Annotated in this window: 17 protein-coding genes and 1 tRNA gene; 15 read left to right on the forward strand and 3 right to left on the reverse strand. The window is 47.7% G+C overall.

Annotated elements, in window-relative coordinates; all coding sequences use genetic code 11:
* The first annotated feature begins 7 nt into the window (after positions 1 to 7).
* The 15 genes from BLCOC_RS00660 (at position 8) to BLCOC_RS00730 (ending at position 17,072) form a co-directional block, all read left to right on the forward strand.
* On the forward strand, positions 8 to 1,546 hold the full coding sequence (locus BLCOC_RS00660; protein WP_018597121.1) for a xylulokinase: 1,539 nt from the start codon (positions 8 to 10) through the stop codon (positions 1,544 to 1,546).
* Positions 1,547 to 1,562: 16 nt separating this feature from the next.
* Entirely contained in the window at positions 1,563 to 2,609 is a 1,047-nt protein-coding gene (locus BLCOC_RS00665) for a DctP family TRAP transporter solute-binding subunit (protein WP_018597120.1), read from the forward strand.
* Between the two features lie 21 nt (positions 2,610 to 2,630).
* On the forward strand, positions 2,631 to 3,170 hold the full coding sequence (locus tag BLCOC_RS00670) for a TRAP transporter small permease (protein ID WP_115624043.1): 540 nt from the start codon (positions 2,631 to 2,633) through the stop codon (positions 3,168 to 3,170).
* 6 nt (positions 3,171 to 3,176) lie between these two features.
* Positions 3,177 to 4,463: a TRAP transporter large permease gene (locus tag BLCOC_RS00675; protein ID WP_018597118.1), complete on the forward strand. Its 1,287-nt coding sequence runs from the start codon at positions 3,177 to 3,179 to the stop codon at positions 4,461 to 4,463.
* A 27-nt stretch (positions 4,464 to 4,490) separates the two neighbouring features.
* Complete coding sequence (locus BLCOC_RS00680) at positions 4,491 to 5,459, forward strand: D-2-hydroxyacid dehydrogenase (RefSeq protein WP_018597117.1); 969 nt, start codon at positions 4,491 to 4,493, stop codon at positions 5,457 to 5,459.
* A 114-nt stretch (positions 5,460 to 5,573) separates the two neighbouring features.
* Complete coding sequence (locus tag BLCOC_RS00685) at positions 5,574 to 6,923, forward strand: glucose-6-phosphate isomerase (protein WP_115624044.1); 1,350 nt, start codon at positions 5,574 to 5,576, stop codon at positions 6,921 to 6,923.
* Between the two features lie 215 nt (positions 6,924 to 7,138).
* Positions 7,139 to 7,210, forward strand: a tRNA-Gln gene (locus tag BLCOC_RS00690).
* Between the two features lie 93 nt (positions 7,211 to 7,303).
* A complete protein-coding gene (locus tag BLCOC_RS00695; protein WP_115624046.1) occupies positions 7,304 to 8,026 on the forward strand; it encodes an acyl-[acyl-carrier-protein] thioesterase in 723 nt (240 codons plus the stop codon).
* On the forward strand, positions 8,017 to 8,853 hold the full coding sequence (locus tag BLCOC_RS00700; RefSeq protein ID WP_115624047.1) for a CvfB family protein: 837 nt from the start codon (positions 8,017 to 8,019) through the stop codon (positions 8,851 to 8,853). Before BLCOC_RS00695 ends, BLCOC_RS00700 begins: the two co-directional genes overlap by 10 nt.
* 92 nt (positions 8,854 to 8,945) lie before the next feature.
* Positions 8,946 to 9,545 (forward strand): class I SAM-dependent DNA methyltransferase, encoded by a 600-nt coding sequence (locus tag BLCOC_RS00705; RefSeq protein WP_018597112.1) that lies wholly within the window; start codon positions 8,946 to 8,948, stop codon positions 9,543 to 9,545.
* A 37-nt stretch (positions 9,546 to 9,582) separates the two neighbouring features.
* Complete coding sequence (locus tag BLCOC_RS00710; protein WP_029470900.1) at positions 9,583 to 13,065, forward strand: DNA polymerase III subunit alpha; 3,483 nt, start codon at positions 9,583 to 9,585, stop codon at positions 13,063 to 13,065.
* A 59-nt stretch (positions 13,066 to 13,124) separates the two neighbouring features.
* Positions 13,125 to 14,123, forward strand: coding sequence for a 6-phosphofructokinase (pfkA, locus tag BLCOC_RS00715; RefSeq protein ID WP_018597110.1), 999 nt, complete (start codon positions 13,125 to 13,127; stop codon positions 14,121 to 14,123).
* Between the two features lie 44 nt (positions 14,124 to 14,167).
* Positions 14,168 to 15,565, forward strand: coding sequence for a TrkH family potassium uptake protein (locus tag BLCOC_RS00720; RefSeq protein ID WP_018597109.1), 1,398 nt, complete (start codon positions 14,168 to 14,170; stop codon positions 15,563 to 15,565).
* A gap of 12 nt (positions 15,566 to 15,577) precedes the next feature.
* Positions 15,578 to 16,243: a potassium channel family protein gene (locus BLCOC_RS00725; RefSeq protein ID WP_018597108.1), complete on the forward strand. Its 666-nt coding sequence runs from the start codon at positions 15,578 to 15,580 to the stop codon at positions 16,241 to 16,243.
* 10 nt (positions 16,244 to 16,253) lie between these two features.
* Complete coding sequence (locus tag BLCOC_RS00730) at positions 16,254 to 17,072, forward strand: TrmH family RNA methyltransferase (protein ID WP_115624048.1); 819 nt, start codon at positions 16,254 to 16,256, stop codon at positions 17,070 to 17,072.
* 225 nt (positions 17,073 to 17,297) lie between these two features.
* Here the strand turns inward: BLCOC_RS00730 and BLCOC_RS00735 are convergent, their stop codons facing one another.
* The 3 genes from BLCOC_RS00735 to BLCOC_RS00745 all read right to left on the reverse strand — a co-directional run bounded on the left by BLCOC_RS00735 (position 17,298) and on the right by BLCOC_RS00745 (position 19,783).
* Positions 17,298 to 18,491, reverse strand: a complete 1,194-nt coding sequence (locus tag BLCOC_RS00735) for a site-specific integrase (protein ID WP_070421219.1) — start codon at positions 18,489 to 18,491, stop codon at positions 17,298 to 17,300.
* 78 nt (positions 18,492 to 18,569) lie between these two features.
* Entirely contained in the window at positions 18,570 to 18,773 is a 204-nt protein-coding gene (locus tag BLCOC_RS00740) for an excisionase (protein WP_002610247.1), read from the reverse strand.
* Entirely contained in the window at positions 18,773 to 19,783 is a 1,011-nt protein-coding gene (locus tag BLCOC_RS00745) for a replication initiation factor domain-containing protein (RefSeq protein WP_009274733.1), read from the reverse strand. Before BLCOC_RS00745 ends, BLCOC_RS00740 begins: the two co-directional genes overlap by 1 nt.
* Positions 19,784 to 19,934: the final 151 nt, after the last annotated feature.

Below are 19,934 nucleotides of genomic sequence, written 5' to 3' on the forward strand. Positions count from 1 at the left end.
GTATAAGATGGGAAATAGATACTTATTGGGAGTGGATGTGGGGACCACCAGTATTAAAGTGGCAGTGATAGATGAACAGGCCAAGGTTTTAGGAATGAGCAGCAGTTCATACCGGCTGATCACACCAAATCAGGATTATGCGCAGATCGACACAGAGGATATGTGGAATGCCTATCTAAAGTGTATCCGGCTGCTCCAGGAAGGGAAAAACATAGACATGTCCAAGGTGGCCGGAATCAGTATATCCAGCCTGTGTCCGGGACTTACGGCTCTGGGAGAGAACGGGGAGGTGCTTACAGACCCCATTATATATTCTGACCGGCGCAGTACCCGGGAGGCGGAGATGATACTGGAAGCTGTGGGCCGCGAAAAGCTTTTTGAGATTACAGCCAATACAGCTATGGCAGGAGCCATGTCAGGAACTTCTATGCTGTGGATCAAGCGCAACCTTCCGGAAGTTTATGAAAAGACAAAGTATTTTGGCCATGTGAACACGCTGCTGGCACAGAGAATGTCCGGAAATTTTGCCATGGATCATTCCAATGCCTCCTATACGGATCTGTTTGAGACAACAGGGGGCTTCCGGTGGTCTGCATTTCTCTGTGAAAAAATTGGGATCGACATGGAGAAGCTGCCTCCGCTCCATGCGTCCACAGATGTGGTGGGCGGACTGATCCATCCCGATTTGATCCAAATGGGAATTCCCAGAGATACCCCGATCATTATCGGCGGCGGAGATACGGCCTGCGCTACTTTAGCGGCAGGCGTGACCAAAGCCGGTCAGGTGTGCGAATCCGTAGGAACTACCAATGTACTGACTGTTTGTGTGGACCAGCCCAGATTTGACAAGGGATTTATCAACAGATGTCATGTGGTGGAGGGAACCTGGATCTATCAGGGGGCACTGTCCCATACAGGCGCTTCCTACCAGTGGTTCCGGGACAACTTCTGTCAGGATTTGGTAGATCAGGCGGTGGGCACTGAGAAGACAGCGTTTCAGCTTATGAACGAGGAGGCCGACAAGGCGGAACCCGGGAGCGGGGGACTTGTATTCCTGCCCTATATGCTTGGCGAGAGAAGCCCTATCTGGGACCCTTATGCAAGGGGTGTTTTCTTTGGCGTATCTCTGCAGACCACCCGGAAAGAGATGAACCGGGCAGTAATGGAGGGATGCGGATACGGACTGAGGCAGCTCTCTGAGATCGCCGAACGGGTTACAGGACAGAGAATACAGGAATTTACGTCTATCGGAGGCGGAGCCAAGAGCGAAACCTGGGCGCAGATCAAAGCCGATATTACGGGAAAAGATATCAGGATCCTGGATATGAATGATATGGCACCCATTGGCGCCGCACTGCTTGCGGGAGTGGGCGCCGGGATTTTCAAGGATGTCTATGAAGCTGCTGACAAAGTGGAGAAAAAAGTATATAAAGTTATCCGAAGCAGCCGGGCACATGATGATATTTACAATAAGAGATATCAAGTATATATACAGTTATATCCACAGATCAAGGAACTATATAAGATTGGGAGTAACCTACATTAGGAAAAGGAGAAGAAAAATGAAGAAAAGAGTATTAGCAGCAGTGCTGTCAGCAGCCATGATATGTACCGGTCTTGCAGGATGCGGAGGAAACAGCCAAAGTACGGATGCTTCCGGAAAAGCGGATGCGGGAAAGAAGACGAAAATCACCATTGCAGTGCCGGACCCTGAGTCATCCTATATCTATCAGGCAGCGCAGGAGTTCGCGGACCGCGCCAGCGAGTATTCAGACGGAACACTGGAATTTACGGTTTCCGGTAACGGTTCCCTCTATGGCGGGGATACGGCAGCGGGCATCAAACAGCTTTCCGCAGGTTCTCTGCAGATGCTGATCCTGGCAAGCAGTGTGTATGCCAGCTTTGAACCGGGATACAATGTCATCTCAGTGCCTTACATGTTTGACGACCAGCAGCAGCTTCTGGACTATTTAAACAGTGACACAGGAAAGGAACTGATGAACCGTGTTTCCGATATGGGGATCACCACTGTGGGAAGCTGGACCAGATCTTTCCGCAAGATCACCAATTCCAAGAATCCTGTGAACAAACCGGAGGATTTGAAGGGCATGGTTCTCAGAGTGCCCAATAATGCCCTGTATGTAGAGTTCTTCGGAGCCTGCGGTGCAGTGACGACGCCTATGAACTTCAGTGAGGTTTACAATGCGCTTCAGTTAAATACTCTGGACGGACAGGAAAATCCGGTGGATGTTCCATTCTCTAACAAGTTCTACGAGGTACAGAAATATATCTCCGGCACAGAGCATATGGCAGATGCCTGGCTGGTAGGAATCAACAGCTCTGTCTATGACGGCTTATCTGAAAAACAGCAGGAGGCCATCACGAAAGCCGGTGAGGAAGTACAGCAGTGGAATGTTGATTTCATGGAAAAAGAAGATGAGACTGCCCTGCAGACACTGCTTGATAACGGCATGGAGTACAATGAGATCTCTGAGGAAGACCGTCAGGAATTTGTGAAAGTATCCCAGTCCTGTTACGACAAGTTCAAGGAACTGATCGGGGATGATGAGCTGTTCAACGCTACAACAGAATTTTGCGGTAAAAACTAAGAAAATGGTGGAGGTGTTCTTATGGAACGAAAGAAAACAGCCCTGTCCAGATTCTTTGATGTGATCGGCGGAGTGGAGAATGTGGTTCTCGCCATTATGGTAGTTGGGATGATATTCACGATTCTGGTACAGATCATAGGGCGTGTGATCGGACATCCCTTTCCGTGGACAGAGGAAACCAGCAGGTATCTCTTTCTGTGGATGATGTTTGTAGCGCTGGCGGCAGGCTTTAACCAGGCGGAATCTTCCCGTGTCACGCTGTTTGTGGCAAAGGGGCCAAAATGGCTGAGAAAGTTCAGTGAAATATTATACGCAGTGATCGTAACCGCATTTTTTGTCTTTATGATAATTTACGGTTGGGAAGTGGTCCGTCAGCAGATCATGATGAAGGAAATGGGAACAGCTCTGATGATTCCCATGTACATAATCGGTATTTGCCAGCCGGTTGCCGGTGTACTTGGCATTATCGGCGTCCTGCAGAGCTTCATGGAATATCATGGAAATGTTGCGATAGCAGGGAAAAGAAAAAATGAAAAAGAAACAGAAGAGAAGGAGAGGTGACGACGGATGGTGATGAGTATTACATTATTGGTGGTTTTCCTGCTGCTTATGTTCCTGGGAGTTCCCATTGCGATCTCACTGGGCGCGGCATCTGTGTTTACGATCGTGACAATGTCCTCTCTGCCTCTTTCCATGGCGGCACAGTCGATGTTTACCTCTATGAACAGCTTTATCATGGTTGCGGTTCCGCTGTTTATTCTGTGCGGCTCTCTCATGGATGAGGGCGGAGTTGCGGATAAGATCTATGATCTGGCGGAGTCCATGGTGGGCTGGATCTTCGGAGGCCTGGGTCATGTATCTGTTGTGGTTAATATGCTGTTTGCGGGAATGTCAGGCTCCTCTGTGGCAGCCATTGCATCCATCGGCAAGATGAGTATCAACGCGCTGGAGAAGAAAGGCTATCCAAAGGATTATGCCACAGCTATCAACCTGTCCGGTTCCATGCTGGCTTCAGTCATTCCGCCCAGTATCCTGATGATCAACGCGGCAGCTACGGCTAATGTTTCTATCGGTCAGGCCCTGCTGGCAGGACTGATCCCCGGAATCATCATCGGCCTGATATTTATGGTCTACAATTACTTTTATTGTAAGAAGCACAAGATTGGTGACCGTACTCCTTTTGAGGGAAAACGTCTGGGCAAGGCATTCGTAAGCGCTATTCCGGCGCTTCTGACTCCAGTCATTCTGCTGGGCGGCGTGTATACAGGTTTTTACACCCCTACAGAGGGTGCAGCCATTGCCGTTGTTTATACGATCCTGGTCTCAGTTTATGTATATAAAAACCTGAAATGGAGAGATATTCCCCGCATTATCTGCAAGAATGCCCGCTCTACAGGAACCATTCTCTTTGTAGCGATTGCGGCAAAGCCGGCTTCTCTGATCTTCGAGCTGGATGGACTGCCAAGTGCAGTGGCAAATATGATAACCGGTATTTCCGATAACCGGATCGTCATTATGTTTGTGCTTTACCTGTTCCTGATCTGTGTGGGAATGTTCATGGATGCCACAGCGGCAATTTTCATCCTGGTACCCATCCTTCTTCCTGCAGTGCAGGCAGTTGGAGTGTCTCCCCTGTTCTTTGTGGTATTCCTGGTGATCACCCTGTCCTTTGGACTGATCACCCCGCCGGTTGGTGTATGCCTCTATGCGGCGCAGAATGTTACGGGGCTTGACTTGGAGAAGATAATCAAGGCCTCCGTGCCATGGATCATTCTTATTGCAGTTGCCTTATGTATCTTTATTATATTCCCATCCATTATTACAGTGCCTGTGGGACTCATATTCGGAACCTGACAGAGGAACCATTGAGGAGGAAATGATATGAAAATAGTAGTGTTAGACGGATATACGGAAAACCCCGGCGATCTGAGCTGGGAAGCTTTGGAGCAGTATGGGGAGCTTACGGTCTATGACCGTACTTCCTATGTGGATTCCCCTCTCATTGCCGAGAGGATTGGAAATGCTGAAATCGTAGTGATGAACAAAACCCCCATTACCAGAGAAACAATTGATAAATGCCCCAATATAAAGCTGATCGCTGTGCTGGCTACAGGCTATAATGTGGTTGACTGTGAGTATGCCAGGGAAAAGGGAATTCCCGTAGCAAATGTACCTACCTATGGGACTCAGATCGTCGGCCAGTATGCAGTAGGACTGCTGCTGGAAATCTGCTCCCACTATGGACACCATGCGCAGACAGTGGCAGAGGGAAGATGGGAGAACAATGCGGACTGGTGTTATTGGGACTACCCCATGATAGAGCTTTACGGCAAGACAGCCGGGATCATCGGATTGGGAAGGATCGGCCAGGCCACCGCTAAAATTCTTCAGGCCATGGACATGAAAGTGCTTGCCTATGACGCTTACCAGAGCGAAGCAGGCAAAAAGCTAGCAGAGTATGTGGATTTAGATACCCTGTTTGCCCAGGCGGATGTGATCTTCCTGCACTGCCCGCTTTTCCCTGAAACAGAAGGCATTATAAACAAGGAAAATATTGCAAAAATGAAAGACGGCGTCATTCTGATAAACAACAGTCGGGGACAATTGGTAGTGGAACAGGATCTGGCAGATGCATTGAACAGCGGAAAAATATATGCGGCAGGCCTGGATGTAGTATCCACAGAGCCGATCAAAGGTGACAACCCGCTGCTGAAAGCAAAGAACTGCTTTATCACACCCCATATTTCCTGGGCGGCGCAGGCATCACGCCAGCGTATTATGGACATTACTGCCGATAATATCAAAGCCTTTCTGGAAGGCAGTCCTGTGAATATTGTAAATAAACAGTAACTGTGGAGTGACCCACCCGGCAGTGACTTAAATAAGACGGTCAATGCGGGAGCTGCCGCACAGAGCCGATGTTTTGACAGCAGCCGGGCGGGATATCGGGAAAGGAGTAAACGTATGGAGAATAAGGTGTCATTTGACTACTCAAAAGCGGCAGGCTTTATCAGTGCCCACGAAGTAGAGTACATGAAGGAGACCGCAGAGCATGCCAAGGCAAAGCTGGTGTCAAAGAGCGGGGAGGGCAGTGATTTTCTCGGATGGATAGATCTCCCTGTGGAATATGACAGGGAAGAATTTTCAAAGATCAGGAAAGCGGCTGAAAAGATCCGGTCTGATTCAGAGGTGCTGGTGGTAATTGGTATCGGAGGTTCTTACCTGGGTGCCAGGGCAGCCATTGAATTTTTAAGGCACGGGTTTTATAACAACATCAGCAGGGAACAGAGAAAAACCCCGGAGATTTACTTTGCAGGCAATAATATCAGCAGCACCTACCTGAAAGGGCTTATTGATGTGATAGGCAGCAGGGACTTTTCCGTCAATGTGATATCCAAGTCGGGAACCACCACAGAACCCGCAATTGCTTTCCGCGTGTTTAAGGAAATGCTGGAGAACAAATATGGAAGGAAAGAGGCGGCAGGGAGAATTTATGCCACCACAGACAAGTCCCGGGGAGCCTTAAAGAGCCTTGCGGCAGAGGAGGGCTATGAAACCTTTGTGGTACCGGATGATGTGGGAGGCCGTTTCTCAGTGCTGACCGCAGTAGGACTGCTTCCCATTGCTGTCAGTGGGGCGGATCTTGAGAAGCTCATGGAGGGAGCTGCCTGCGGTAGAGAGAATGCCCTGAATCTTCCCTTTGAAAAAAATGATGCACTCCTTTACGCCGCAGTCCGCAACATTCTTCTGAGAAAAGGCAAATCCGTAGAACTTCTGGCTAATTATGAACCCAGTGTCCACTATGTGTCTGAATGGTGGAAACAGCTTTACGGGGAGAGTGAGGGCAAAGACCAAAAAGGCCTCATGCCAGCCTCTGTGGATCTGACCACAGACCTTCATTCCATGGGACAGTTTATTCAGGATGGCGCCAGGATCATGTTCGAGACAATCCTGAATGTGGAGACTCCCAGAGAGGATCTGGTGATCAGGGAAGAAAAGACGGATTTGGACGGACTGAATTATCTTGCCGGAAAAACGGTTGATTTTATCAACAAGAGTGCCATGAACGGCACTGCCTTAGCTCATACCGACGGCAATGTACCAAATCTGCGTGTGAATATACCGGAACAAAATGAGTTTTATCTTGGGCAGTTATTCTATTTCTTTGAGTTTGCCTGCGGTATCAGCGGCTATATACTGGGAGTGAATCCTTTTAACCAGCCCGGGGTGGAGAGTTATAAGAGCAACATGTTCGCACTTTTGGGAAAACCAGGATATGAAGAAAAACACGCACAACTGACAGAGCGGCTTTAAAGTGTAAAACAGTTTGATTTTAACTGTCCCGAAAGAACACCGGCAGGATAAGAACTTGCCGGAGCCTTCCGGGACGGTGGAACCGACAGAAGGACAGGGTTTGAAACCCGAAAATATTTTAGTATCAGGGCCTGGAAAAATTTTTTGAAAAAAATTAAAAAAAGGACTTGATTTTTTTTGAGATATACTTTATAATTCATTTTGTTGTGAAACAATGGGCTATCGCCAAATGGTAAGGCAACGGACTCTGACTCCGTCATTTCAAGGTTCGAATCCTTGTAGCCCAGCTAAGAATCAATATCCCAGACGAAAATGTCTGGGATATTTTGGTATACAGGAAAATCGTTCGGTACAGAGATTTTGTACCTGGGAGGCATGAAATGAAATATTCTTTTGAAAGCTATGTGCGCTACAGTGAAATAGGGGAGGACAGGAGCCTGACTCTGAATTCTGTCATCAATTATTTTCAGGACTGCAGCACCTTTCATTCGGAACACGCAGGTGTGGGGATTGATTATCTTCAGGAAAAAAATCAGGTATGGGTCCTGTCCTCATGGCAGATAATCGTGGAGCGGTATCCGAAGCTCTGTGAGAAGATCAGGATCACCACCTGGCCCTATGCCTTTAAGCGGTTTCTGGGCAGCAGGAATTTTACCATGGAGGATGAGAACGGCGCCACAGTAGCTTACGCCAATTCCCTGTGGACCTATCTGGATCTGGGGAGCGGCATGCCCGTCAATGTGTCAGAACAGCAGGTAGCAGCATACTCACTGGAGGAGAAGTACCCAATGGAATACGCCCCCAGAAAGATCAAGATGCCTGAAGCTTTTGTGGAATACGAAAGTTTTCCGGTCCGTCCTCATCATCTGGATACGAACCACCATGTGAACAACGGACAGTATGTGGCCATGGCGGAAGAATATGTGCCTGCCGGCTTCTGTGTGCATCAGATGCGGGCGGAGTATAAGGGACAGGCAGTGCTTGGGGATATTATAGTACCAAAGGTGAAAAGTGAGCAGGGAATCTGTACAGTGGCTCTCTGCGGCGAGAACGGAGAACCCTATGCGGTTGTGGAATTAAAGGAGAAGAAAGAATGGAATTAGGTAAAAAACAGAAACTGGTTGTTGTGAAAACTGTGGATTTTGGTGTATATCTGGGAGACAGACAGGATGCAGGGGAGACGGACAGAGTGCTGCTTCCGGGCAAAGAAGTACCGGAGGGCACCGGAGAAGGTGACATGATGGAGGTATTCCTCTACAAGGATTCCTCTGACCGCCTGATCGCAACCACCAGAACTCCGGGACTTATGATAAATCAGGTGGGTTTTTTGAAGGTTGCCCAGGTGACAAAGATCGGCGCGTTTCTGGACTGGGGACTGGAAAAAGACCTGTTTCTTCCATATAAAGAACAGACAAAGAAGGTTCACGAGGGGGAGGAAGTTCTGGTATCCCTCTATATTGACAAGAGCAGCCGTCTGTGCGCCACTATGAAGGTATACCACTATCTGAAGACCAATTCTCCCTATATTGTAGGGGATATGGTGACAGGCGTGGTATATGAGCAGAGTGACAATTTTGGCGTGTTCGTGGCTGTGGACGGGCAGTATTCCGGTCTGATACCAAAACAGGAGGCCCAGGGCAACTATAAGGTGGGTGAGGAGCTGACATTCCGTGTCACACAGGTGCGTGAGGATGGAAAACTGAACCTCAGCGCAAAGCAGAAGGCCCACATCCAGCTCCATGAGGACGCCCAGAGCGTATACGAGATCATACAGGATTTTGAAGGTGTTCTGCCTTTTGATGATAAAGCTTCCCCGGAAATTATCCAGAGGGAATTCGGCCTGAGCAAGAATGCGTTCAAACGTGCAGTGGGACATTTGCTGAAGGAAGAGAAAATAGAACTGAAAAACCATAAAATTTATATACGTTAGATGCTTCACGAATAGGAAAAGGTATGATATACTTGTACCGTAAATCAATTTATTAAATTCTTTTTTGTACTTGTCCAGAAGGAGGAAAATAAGTGGACTCGATAGATTATTATGACCGATACGCGGTACCTTATTATGAAGAAACTGTAGATCTGAGCATGGAGGAGCAGCTTGAGCGTTTTATGGACTTGCTGCCGGAGAATGCGGAAGTTCTTGATTTGGGCTGTGGGTCGGGAAGAGACACCTTGTTTCTCGAAGACGAAGGATTCAGCGTGACCGCAATGGACGGCTCCGCCAGAATGTGTGAACTGGCAGAGATCCATACGGGGCGGGATATCCTGCATCTGCGCGTGGAAGACATGGAATTTGACGATGTGTTCCATGGTATCTGGGCGTGCGCCGTTTTAGGCCATTTTCCACCGGACAAAATCCAGGAAGTGATGCAGAAAATCCTCAATGCACTGAAAGACGACGGAATTCTGTATTTTTCTGTGCGCAAAGGCGACAGGAACGGCAGATACAACGGACGCTATTACTATGATTACAGCAGGGATTCCCTGGATAACCTTCTGGATCCGATCCCGAATATCAAAGTGCTGGATATCTGGAAGACCAGTGATGCCCGCGGAGAAGACAATAAAAACAAGTGGTACAATGTGCTGCTTCGCAAAGTAAAGAATAAAGAAGAATAGACACCATACAGGAACAGTAAAACAGAGGAGAACAGTCGTGGAGTTTACACATTTGCATGTACATACAGAGTACAGCCTGTTGGACGGTTCTAATAAAATAAATGAATATGTAGCCAGAGTAAAAGAACTGGGAATGGATAGTGCAGCCATAACGGACCACGGTGTCATGTTTGGCTGCATAGATTTTTATAGGGCGGCAAAAGCTGCGGGGATCAAGCCCATTCTGGGATGTGAGGTCTATGTGGCGCCCGGTTCCCGGTTTGACAAGGAGATTGGCAGAGAAGAGGACCGTTATTATCACCTGGTACTTTTGGCGGAAAACCAGGAGGGCTATCAGAATCTCATGAAAATTGTATCCGCCGGATTTGTGGATGGTTTTTATTACAAGCCGCGTGTGGATCTGGAGATTCTGGAGAAATATCATGAAGGAATTATTGCATTAAGTGCATGTCTTGCAGGAGAAGTTGCAAGAAGTATAACAAAAGGTTTTTATGAGGAGTCAAAAAAGGCGGCGCTGCGCTATGAGGAGATTTTCGGAAAAGGAAATTTCTTTCTGGAACTGCAGGACCATGGAATACCGGAACAGCACAGGGTGAACCAGCAGCTTGTGCGTATGAGCCGGGAGACAGGGATAGAGCTGGTGGCCACCAATGATATCCATTATACCTACAGCACGGACGCCGAAGCCCATGACATTCTGCTGTGCGTGCAGACCGGGAAACGGCTCCAGGATGAGGACAGAATGCGCTACGAGGGCGGCCAATACTACGTGAAATCCGTAGAAGAAATGGCGGCTCTGTTTCCCTATGCTCCCCAGGCTCTGGAAAATACCCACAAGATAGCAGAACGCTGTAATGTGGAAATTGAATTCGGCGTGACAAAGCTTCCGAAATTCGATGTGCCGGAAGGCTATACCGCATGGGAATATCTGAACAAGCTGTGCTTCGACGGACTTGCAGAGCGGTACAGCGGGGATATGGGGGAACTGGAGGAGCGCCTGAATTATGAGCTTAACGTCATTAAAAACATGGGATATGTGGATTACTTCCTGATCGTCTGGGATTTTATCCGGTATGCCAGGGACCATGACATTATCGTAGGGCCGGGACGTGGTTCCGCCGCGGGAAGTCTTGTATCCTATACCCTTGGGATCACAAAACTGGACCCCATCAAATATAATCTGCTCTTTGAGCGTTTCCTGAACCCGGAACGTGTATCCATGCCCGATATCGACGTGGATTTCTGCTTCGAGAGAAGGCAGGAGGTCATTGACTATGTGGTGGAAAAGTACGGCAAAGACCGGGTAGTCCAGATCGTAACATTCGGTACCATGGCTGCAAGGGGTGTGATCCGCGATGTGGGCAGGGTTATGGATCTTCCTTATGCTCAGTGTGATCTGATCGCCAAGATGATCCCTACAGAACTGAATATCACCATAGACAAGGCTATGAAGATGAATCCTGAGCTGAGAAATCTTTATGAGTCAGACGATACGGTGAAAAAGCTCATAGACATGAGTAAAAGACTGGAGGGACTTCCAAGACATACCTCCATGCACGCCGCAGGTGTGGTGATCAGCCAGAAGCCGGTGGTGGAATATGTACCTCTGTCCAGGGCGTCAGACGGTTCTCTGGTCACCCAGTTTACCATGACTACCCTGGAGGAGCTGGGACTTTTGAAGATGGACTTTCTTGGCCTGCGCACACTGACGGTGATCCAGAACGCGGCAAAACTGGTGGAGCGGGACAAGGGTATCGCTCTGGATATGGACAAGATTGACTATGATGACAAGAAAGTATACGCCATGCTGGGGGCAGGCAAGACGGAAGGTGTGTTCCAGCTTGAAAGCGGCGGTATGACAAGCTTTATGAAGGAGCTGAAGCCGGGCAATCTGGAGGATGTCATTGCCGGAATCTCTCTCTACCGTCCGGGTCCCATGGATTTTATTCCCCAGTATATCAGAGGAAAGAACAATCCGGACAGCATTACCTACGACTGTCCCGAGCTGGAGCCTATTCTGGACGCGACCTACGGCTGTATCGTATATCAGGAACAGGTTATGCAGATCGTGCGGAACCTGGGAGGCTATACACTCGGAAGAAGTGACATGGTGCGCCGTGCCATGAGTAAGAAGAAGGCAGCTGTCATGGAAAAAGAGCGGAAGAACTTTGTCTACGGCAACGAGGAGGAAGGGGTTCCGGGCTGCATCAACAGGGGAATCAGTGAAAAGGTGGCAAACAAGATCTTTGACGACATGACAGATTTTGCAAAGTACGCCTTCAACAAATCACATGCTGCGGCTTACGCGGTTGTGGCCTACCAGACTGCGTTTTTAAAATATTACTATCCGGTGGAATTCATGGCAGCCCTCATGACATCTGTCATTGACAATCCCTCCAAAGTATCAGAATATATCCTTTCCAGCAGAAGAATGGGCATTGCCATCCTTCCCCCTGACATCAACAAAGGGGAGAGCTCCTTCTCTGTGGACGGCGGTTCCATACGCTACGGACTTTCTGCCATAAAGAGCATTGGCAAACCTGTCATTGAGGGGCTTGTGGAGGAGCGGAATTTAAGGGGCGGGTTCAAGACACTCCGGGATTTCATAGAGCGCATGTCCGGTCGGGATATCAATAAACGGACCATAGAGAATTTTATCAAGGCAGGGGCCTTTGACGGGATTCCCGGCAACAGGCGACAGAAAATGATGGTCTATGTACAGATACTGGATGCGGTGAACCAGGAAAAGAAGACTGCCATGACAGGGCAGATGAGCCTTTTTGATTTGGTTTCCGAGGAGGAAAAGGAAGCTTATGAGATCCGTATGCCGGATGTGGAGGAGTATCCAAAGGAAGCCAAGCTTGCATTTGAAAAAGAAGTGCTGGGTGTGTATATCAGTGGTCATCCTCTGGAAGAATATGAACAGAGATGGAGAAACAATATAACAGCAGTCACCACGGACTTTCTGCCGGACGATGAGACCGGAATGCCCAGAGTTATAGACAACTCAAAAGTCACTGTGGGCGGCATGATCACAGGCAAGACCATAAAATACACCAAGACTAATAAGGTTATGGCGTTCCTCACTGTGGAGGATTTGGTGGGAACTGTGGAAATCGTGGTATTTCCCAGGGATTACGAGAAGAATGCCCAGCTCATGGAGGTGGACGACAAAGTATTTATCCAGGGAAGAGTGTCTGCGGAGGATGAAAAGGCCAGCAAACTGATCTGTGAGAATATACGTTCCTTTGACGATGTGCCCAGTGAATTGTGGGTGCAGTTTGCCACAAAAGAAGAATTTTTGTCGAAAGAGGAAGGGTTTTATCAGGATTTGAGTGACTCAGACGGAAGAGACTCTGTGGTGGTGTATATTCGTTCTCCCAAGGCAGTGAAAAGGCTCGGCCCGTCCAGGAATGTAAAGATAAATGGGGAACTTCTTGGCAAACTGTACGAAAAGTACGGTTCTGACAACGTAAAAGTTGTGGAAAAGAGTATTGAAAAACTCACCAAAATGCATTAAAATAAGGAAGATTAGAGGTCAAGAGGGAATATTTGAATTTACAGTAATGGAGGAGAAAAATGGCTGCGAATAAAGAAATTAAGACAATCGGTGTTTTAACCAGCGGTGGAGATGCCCCAGGAATGAATGCTGCCATCCGTGCAGTTGTAAGACGAGGCCTGAGCCGTGGCATTAACATGAAAGGTGTTTTAAAAGGATATAACGGACTACTGAACGAAGAGATAATTGATTTGACAGCCGTGGACGTTTCCGATACCATCCAGAGAGGCGGTACCATTCTCTATACGGCACGCTGTGCAGAATTCCGTACAGAGGAAGGACAGAGACGCGGTGCTGAAGTGTGTAAAAAGCACGGGATCGACGGCCTTGTAGTTATCGGCGGTGACGGTTCCTTTGCCGGTGCACAGAAGCTTGCCAATCTGGGGATCAACGCAGTAGGCGTACCGGGAACCATTGATCTGGATATTGCATGTACAGAGTATACCATTGGATTTGACACTGCTGTGAATACGGCTATGGAAGCCATTGACAAAGTACGTGATACCTCTACCTCCCATGAGCGTGTCAGCATCATCGAAGTTATGGGAAGAAATGCCGGATACCTGGCGCTGTGGTGCGGTATTGCCAACGGTGCGGAGGATGTCCTGCTTCCGGAAAAGTATGACTACGATGAGCAGCAGATCATCAATAATATTATTGATAACCGTAAGAAAGGCAAAAAGCATCATATCATCATCAACGCTGAGGGTATCGGACACTCAGAGGCTATGGCAAAGCGTATCGAGGCTGCCACAGGTATTGAGACAAGGGCAACCATCCTGGGCCACATGCAGCGAGGCGGAAGCCCCACATGTAAGGACCGTGTATATGCATCTATTATGGGTGCAAAAGCAGTGGATGTCCTTCTGGAAGGAAAGACCAAGAGAGTTATCGGATACAAGAATGGCGAGTATGTGGATTTTGACATCAATGAGGCACTGGCTATGAAGAAAACCATTCCGGATTACCAGTTTGAGATCAGCTATTCTCTGTCACACAACTACAGCAAGAACGTATAAATTTATTATCTGTCCGGATACAGGGACAGAGGTAAGGTGTGTATATGAGAAAGATGCATGTCAGTAAGACAAAATTTAAAACTGCACAAATCATCGCGCTGGGATTTGCAGCCATTATCCTGCTGGGAGCATTGCTGCTTTCCCTTCCCATCGCGTGGGCACCGGGGCATCAGATTAAATTTATCGATGCCCTTTTTACGTCCACCACTTCTATCTGTGTGACCGGACTGGTGACACAGTCCACCTATGGGGCGTGGTCCGGGTTCGGACATCTTGTTATCCTGTTTCTGATCCAGCTTGGGGGATTCGGTGTCATAACCTGCGGAACCCTAGTGGTCCTGGCAATGGGAAAGCGTGTGAGCATACGCAACAGACGGCTTATACAGGAATCCTACAATCTGGATACCCTGAAGGGGCTTATAGCACTTGTGCGTAAGATCGTGACGGGGACTCTGCTGGTGGAAGGTGTGGGGATGATCTTCTATTCCTTTCAGTTTGTACCCGAGTATGGGCTGCGCAGAGGACTGGAGATTTCCCTGTTCAATGCAGTTTCTGCCTTCTGTAACGCGGGAATGGATATCATCGGTGACAACAGCCTTGCGGATTACGCGGGGAATCCCCTAGTGAACTTTACCACAATAGCTCTCATTGTGCTGGGCGGCATCGGATACCTGGTCTGGTGGGATCTGATAAAGCTTATGAAACGGCTGCTGCGCAGGGAGATGGGATTCAGGCAGTCTGTGAGGGCTTTGGAGCTGAACACGAAGATCGCGCTTACAGCTACCGGTATCCTGATCTTTGGCGGTGCAGTCCTGATCCTGGCGCTGGAACACAGAAACCCGGGAACCCTTGGGAACATGCCTTTTTGGGAAAAATGTATGGCTGCGCTCTTCCAGTCCGTGACCTGCAGGACTGCGGGATTCTTTACGATCCCCCAGGAAAATCTCCATGAGGCTTCTGCTATGATCTGCATGATCCTCATGTTCATTGGAGGCTCCCCTCTGGGAACAGCAGGCGGCGTGAAGACCACAACAGTCGCAGCCTTGCTGCTGACCGGTTCCTCCTTTTTCAAGGGCAAGGAAGATACAGAGGTGTTCAACAGAAGGATCCCTGAGACCAACATCAGGACAGCCTGGGTAGTGGTCATGCTGGGTCTTGGGGTGGTGCTCACCTCCACGGTGGCACTGGCCATTGTCACGGAAGGTATGGCGGAAGGCGCGTATCTGATCAATATCCTGTATGAGGTGACTTCAGCGGGGGCCACGGTGGGGCTGACAAGAGGGCTTACCCCCATACTGCCTGCGGCGGGCAAGCTGATCATTATTTTGACTATGTATATTGGGCGTATCGGTCCCACGACTCTGGCGACAGCACTTACCATCCACGGCGAGAAAAAACCTTCGGGTATGCATCTGCCGGACCAGAAAATATTTATCGGCTAGGAGAATGAGAATATGAAGAAAAAAACATTTGCAGTCATTGGTCTGGGAAAGTTCGGCTATGCTGTGGCGGAGACGCTGGCAAAGGCCGGATATGAGGTTCTGGCGGTGGACGGGGATAATGAAAGGGTGCAGGCCATCGCCCCCTATGCATCCTATCCTCTGTGCGCGGATGTGACAGAGCCGGGGGTGATGGAGTCCCTGGATTTTTCCAATGTGGATGTGGCCGTCATCGGTATTTCCGACCATATGGAGGCCAGCATTATAGCCACTCTTTACGCAAAGGAAGCAGGGGTATCCTATGTGCTGGTAAAGGCAAACGGCGTACTTCACGGGCATATTTTGAAGAAGATCGGTGCGGATGAGGTGATTTTTCCCGAATATAATACCGGTGTGCGTGTTGCCAAGAATTTCATTTCAGGCAGATTTAAGGATTTCTTTGAGCTTTCAGACGAAGTCAGCATGGTGGAAATGCATGTGCCTGACGTGTGGGTAGGGAAAAGCCTGATCGAGCTGGACCTGCGGGGACGCTACGGCATCAATGTGATTGCCGTGAAAGAAGGGGAGAACGTCACCATTGAGATGAATCCAAAGGAACCGCTGAGAACAGGACAGACCTTGGGAATTGTGGGGAAAAACGAAATCCTCTCCAGGCTCAGCGAGACCAACTATCGGGATTGAGGTATTCTATATGATCACAAGCATGTCAAATTCACAGATAAAGCACATACAGCAGCTCATGAAAAAAGCCAAGGCCCGCCGGGAAAGCGGGCTTTTTGTGGTGGAAGGGATCAAGATGTTCAGGGAGGCACCAAAAGAGAGGATACATAGGGTATATGCCTCTGTCTCGTTTTTGGAGTCAAAGGACAACCGTACCATTCTGGAGGAAAAAGGATTCGGGCCGGGAAGTCCGGAGATGGAGGAAGTGGAGGATAAGATATTCCGCTCCCTTTCCGATACGGTGACTCCCCAGGGAATCCTCTGCCTTGTCAGACAGTTAAATACTCCGCTCTCTTCCATGCTGGAGACAGAGGATGGGCAGGAGCCTCTGCTCATGATACTGGAGGATCTACAGGACCCGGGCAATCTGGGAACCATCCTGCGTACTGGTGAGGGTGCAGGGGTATCCGGCGTGATCCTGAATAAAAACTGCGTAGACTTGTACAATCCCAAAGTGATCCGTTCTACAATGGGCTCTGTGTACCGGGTACCTGTGCTTACAGTGGACAGCATTTTAGATATCCTTCCGGAACTGAAGAGACAGGGCGTGCGGACATATGCGGCGCATCTGCAGGGGGCGCATTTTTACGACCAGGAGAATTTGGGAGGAAAGGCTGCTTTCTTTATAGGAAATGAGGGAAACGGCCTGTCTGATGATCTGTCCGGCCGGGCAGACTGCCTCATAAAAATACCCATGATGGGACAGGTGGAATCCCTGAATGCAGCCATGGCTGCGGGGATACTCATGTATGAGGCGTCAAGACAGAGAAGACAGCTCCTGAGGAGCTGATTAAAAAAAGATTCTGTGAATGCGGAGTGATCCGTTTTCATTAGAGTCTTTTTTTATAAATTATATATGTCTTTTTGACTATCTTTTTATATCTTCTTAAATGTCCGCAAAGCCTTATTTTATAGGCTCTACGGGCATTTTGCTTTTGTGGTAAACCTCACATATCTAGGTCTATCTTCTTATATTTTCGCTATCAAACGTGGTTAAAATCGTGGTAAATACTTCTTATGCGATTAGACGCTGAACCTCTGATTTTGCGGTATCTATGGACGCATGAGCGTACCAGTTCATTGTGATACTGATATTTGAATGTCCCATGATATACTGTAAATCTTTCGGGTTCATGTTCTTGCTTGCCAGTCTTGTGCAGAACGTATGGCGTAGCGTATGTGGTGTGATATGTGGCAAGGGGTTATCCTTATGGTGCTTGTTGTATTTCTTTACCATACGGACAAATAAGGCGTTGTAATCAATGGCAACTTTCGGCTTGCCTTTCTGATTGACAAATAGGAAGTTGCCCCGTCCGTCTATCACAAATGGTTCTGCCTTTGGGCGTTTCTTCATCACTCGTTGAAATGCTTGTATCGTTTCTTTGCTTAATGGCACTTGCCTTGTTCCGCTTTTTGTCTTAGGCGTTTCAATATAATAGCCTTGTTCCTTGCTCTTTAGTAACTGGTGGTCGATAACTACAACCTCATGGATAAAATCAACGTCCATGATTGTCAGTCCGCACAGTTCCGAGATACGAAGTCCAGTCTTTAACAGTATCAGCACATCATCATAATACTTGTGATACACATTGTCCGTCTTGATGAATGACAGTAGGACTTGTTCCTGTTCTTCTGTCAATGCGACTTTCTCTTTGGTATCATTTTCTAGGACTTCACTCAACTTGAAATCAAAGGGATTTTTCCTTACACAATCGTCTTGTATAGCGATATAGAATGACGCTTTTAATGAGCGTTTATAATTGTTAATGGTATTGTAGGAAAAGCCTTTGTCTTTCATGCGTAACGCCCATTCCTTAGCGTCAGAGAGCTTGATTGTGTCAATGCTCCTAGCACCTAACTTGTCCTCTTTTAATAACCGCATGAGTTGTTCCCGTTGTTTCTGTGTGCTTTTCTTCACGTTTGCCCTCTGTGCGTTCTGTTTGGCGTAAAGTTGGCAAAGCGTCATTTTCTTGCCTGTGCTGTCGATACCGTCCTCAATATCCCGTCTTATCTGCTGTTCCAGTTCTCGAAGTGAGGGTTTTTCCCGTTTTCCCTTTGGTGTCGGGTCTGTGGGTGTCAATCTCCAGGCATACACATATTTTGTGTTTCCAAATGCGTCCACATATTTATATAAGTATTTCCCGTCTGTTCGTTGGCTCTCTCCAGTATGCAGGATACGTCCTTTGCTATCCCGTCTTTTTTCTTTCATGGTGTCTGCTCCTTTCCTTGTTGGAAAGAGCCTTGATATGACTTGTGTTCATCATAACACATACAAGGCTCATTTGCATTAGATTGCGTCCAATTTATCAATGACCTTTTCAAACTGTCGGCGTTTAATCTGTATGCGGTTGCCATTCATAATGAGCCAGCCAGCGTCCTTGTTTTCCTCTGCCAAGCGTCTTAGCTTGTTTTCTCCGATACGGAAATATTTTGACGCTTCTTCAATGGTAAGGGTGTATTTTTCCCATACGGGAATATCGTTGTTATTCATCAGATACCCCCTTTCCCATGTTTCGTGTCATACTGGATATAGGGGATAAGGTCGGTGCGGTTTATCCTCTGTAAATGGGCGGTCAGTTTACTGGAAAGGGAAGTGCTGTATCTTGCCTTATCAAGCATAGTTCCCACCCGTTCCAGTCCACCTAATGCGTCATGTTCTTCCAAGAAATAAAAACTTTTGACAGCAGAAATCACGCCACCCTCTGTGAGCCATTGCTGTGTTTCCTCAAGGGAATTTTGCTGTTTTGGTACTTGCAGTTTCAAGACTTCCACAGCCCCTAAAAAGCGTTCCCAAAACCGACACGTTTTCCATCTGCTTTTATTACTTTCGTTTCTGTTTGGCACAACAAAGCGTAGGTTGTTTGCCAATAACCCGAAAGCCAGTTTCCCAAGTTCCAGCGGTCTGTCTTTGAATGTCATGGCAAAGACATGAGCCTTATCATCACGCAGTTGCATTTCTGTCCGTTTCCAACTGCCGACTTCATTAAGTGTCTTATTATGTTTTGAACATACTTCCTTATCCTTGTCATAAAAGCGGTAAGACAATCCCGATTTACCAGCACCGATATAAACAGTCTTTGCGGTGTCGAAATCATCAAACTTGCTTTCATCAAAGTGGTAGCCCTCACTATTCGAGATAAATTCCTCTTTTTCGCATTTCTTCTTTATCTGCTCTATGGTAAAGAATGGCTTTTCGTTCTTATCATCAATGGCAATATCAAGCCTTGTGAAATGGAAATTATCCAGTCCGTATCTTCGCTCACAATGTTTGAACATATCCCCAAAGGTATAATTCCTACTGTCGAGAATACGGAAAATATCATCACACCCTCTGCCAGTCATAACAAGATAACAGCCTAGCCCTTGTGGGTTGTCCTCTGTCTTTCTTGCGTCCCCTGATACATAAATATCTCCAATCTGCCAGCGTGCTTGATAAGTCTTGAATTTAACGCTTGCCGGATAGACATTGAAAATGTCAGTCGGTAAACCTAAAATGTGCATGATGACATCTTCTGCGGTTGCGGTTTCAAATACAATGCTGATGTAATCAATCTTAACGGATAAATTTTTGTGTGTAGTTATAGTGCATTACTCCTTTCGTACTTCCCGTTTTTTTGCGGGGTAAAAATCGTGTTTTTTCCTTTATTTATCA

This window comes from Blautia coccoides, assembly GCF_034355335.1.
Classification (GTDB): Bacteria; Bacillota; Clostridia; order Lachnospirales; family Lachnospiraceae; genus Blautia; species Blautia producta.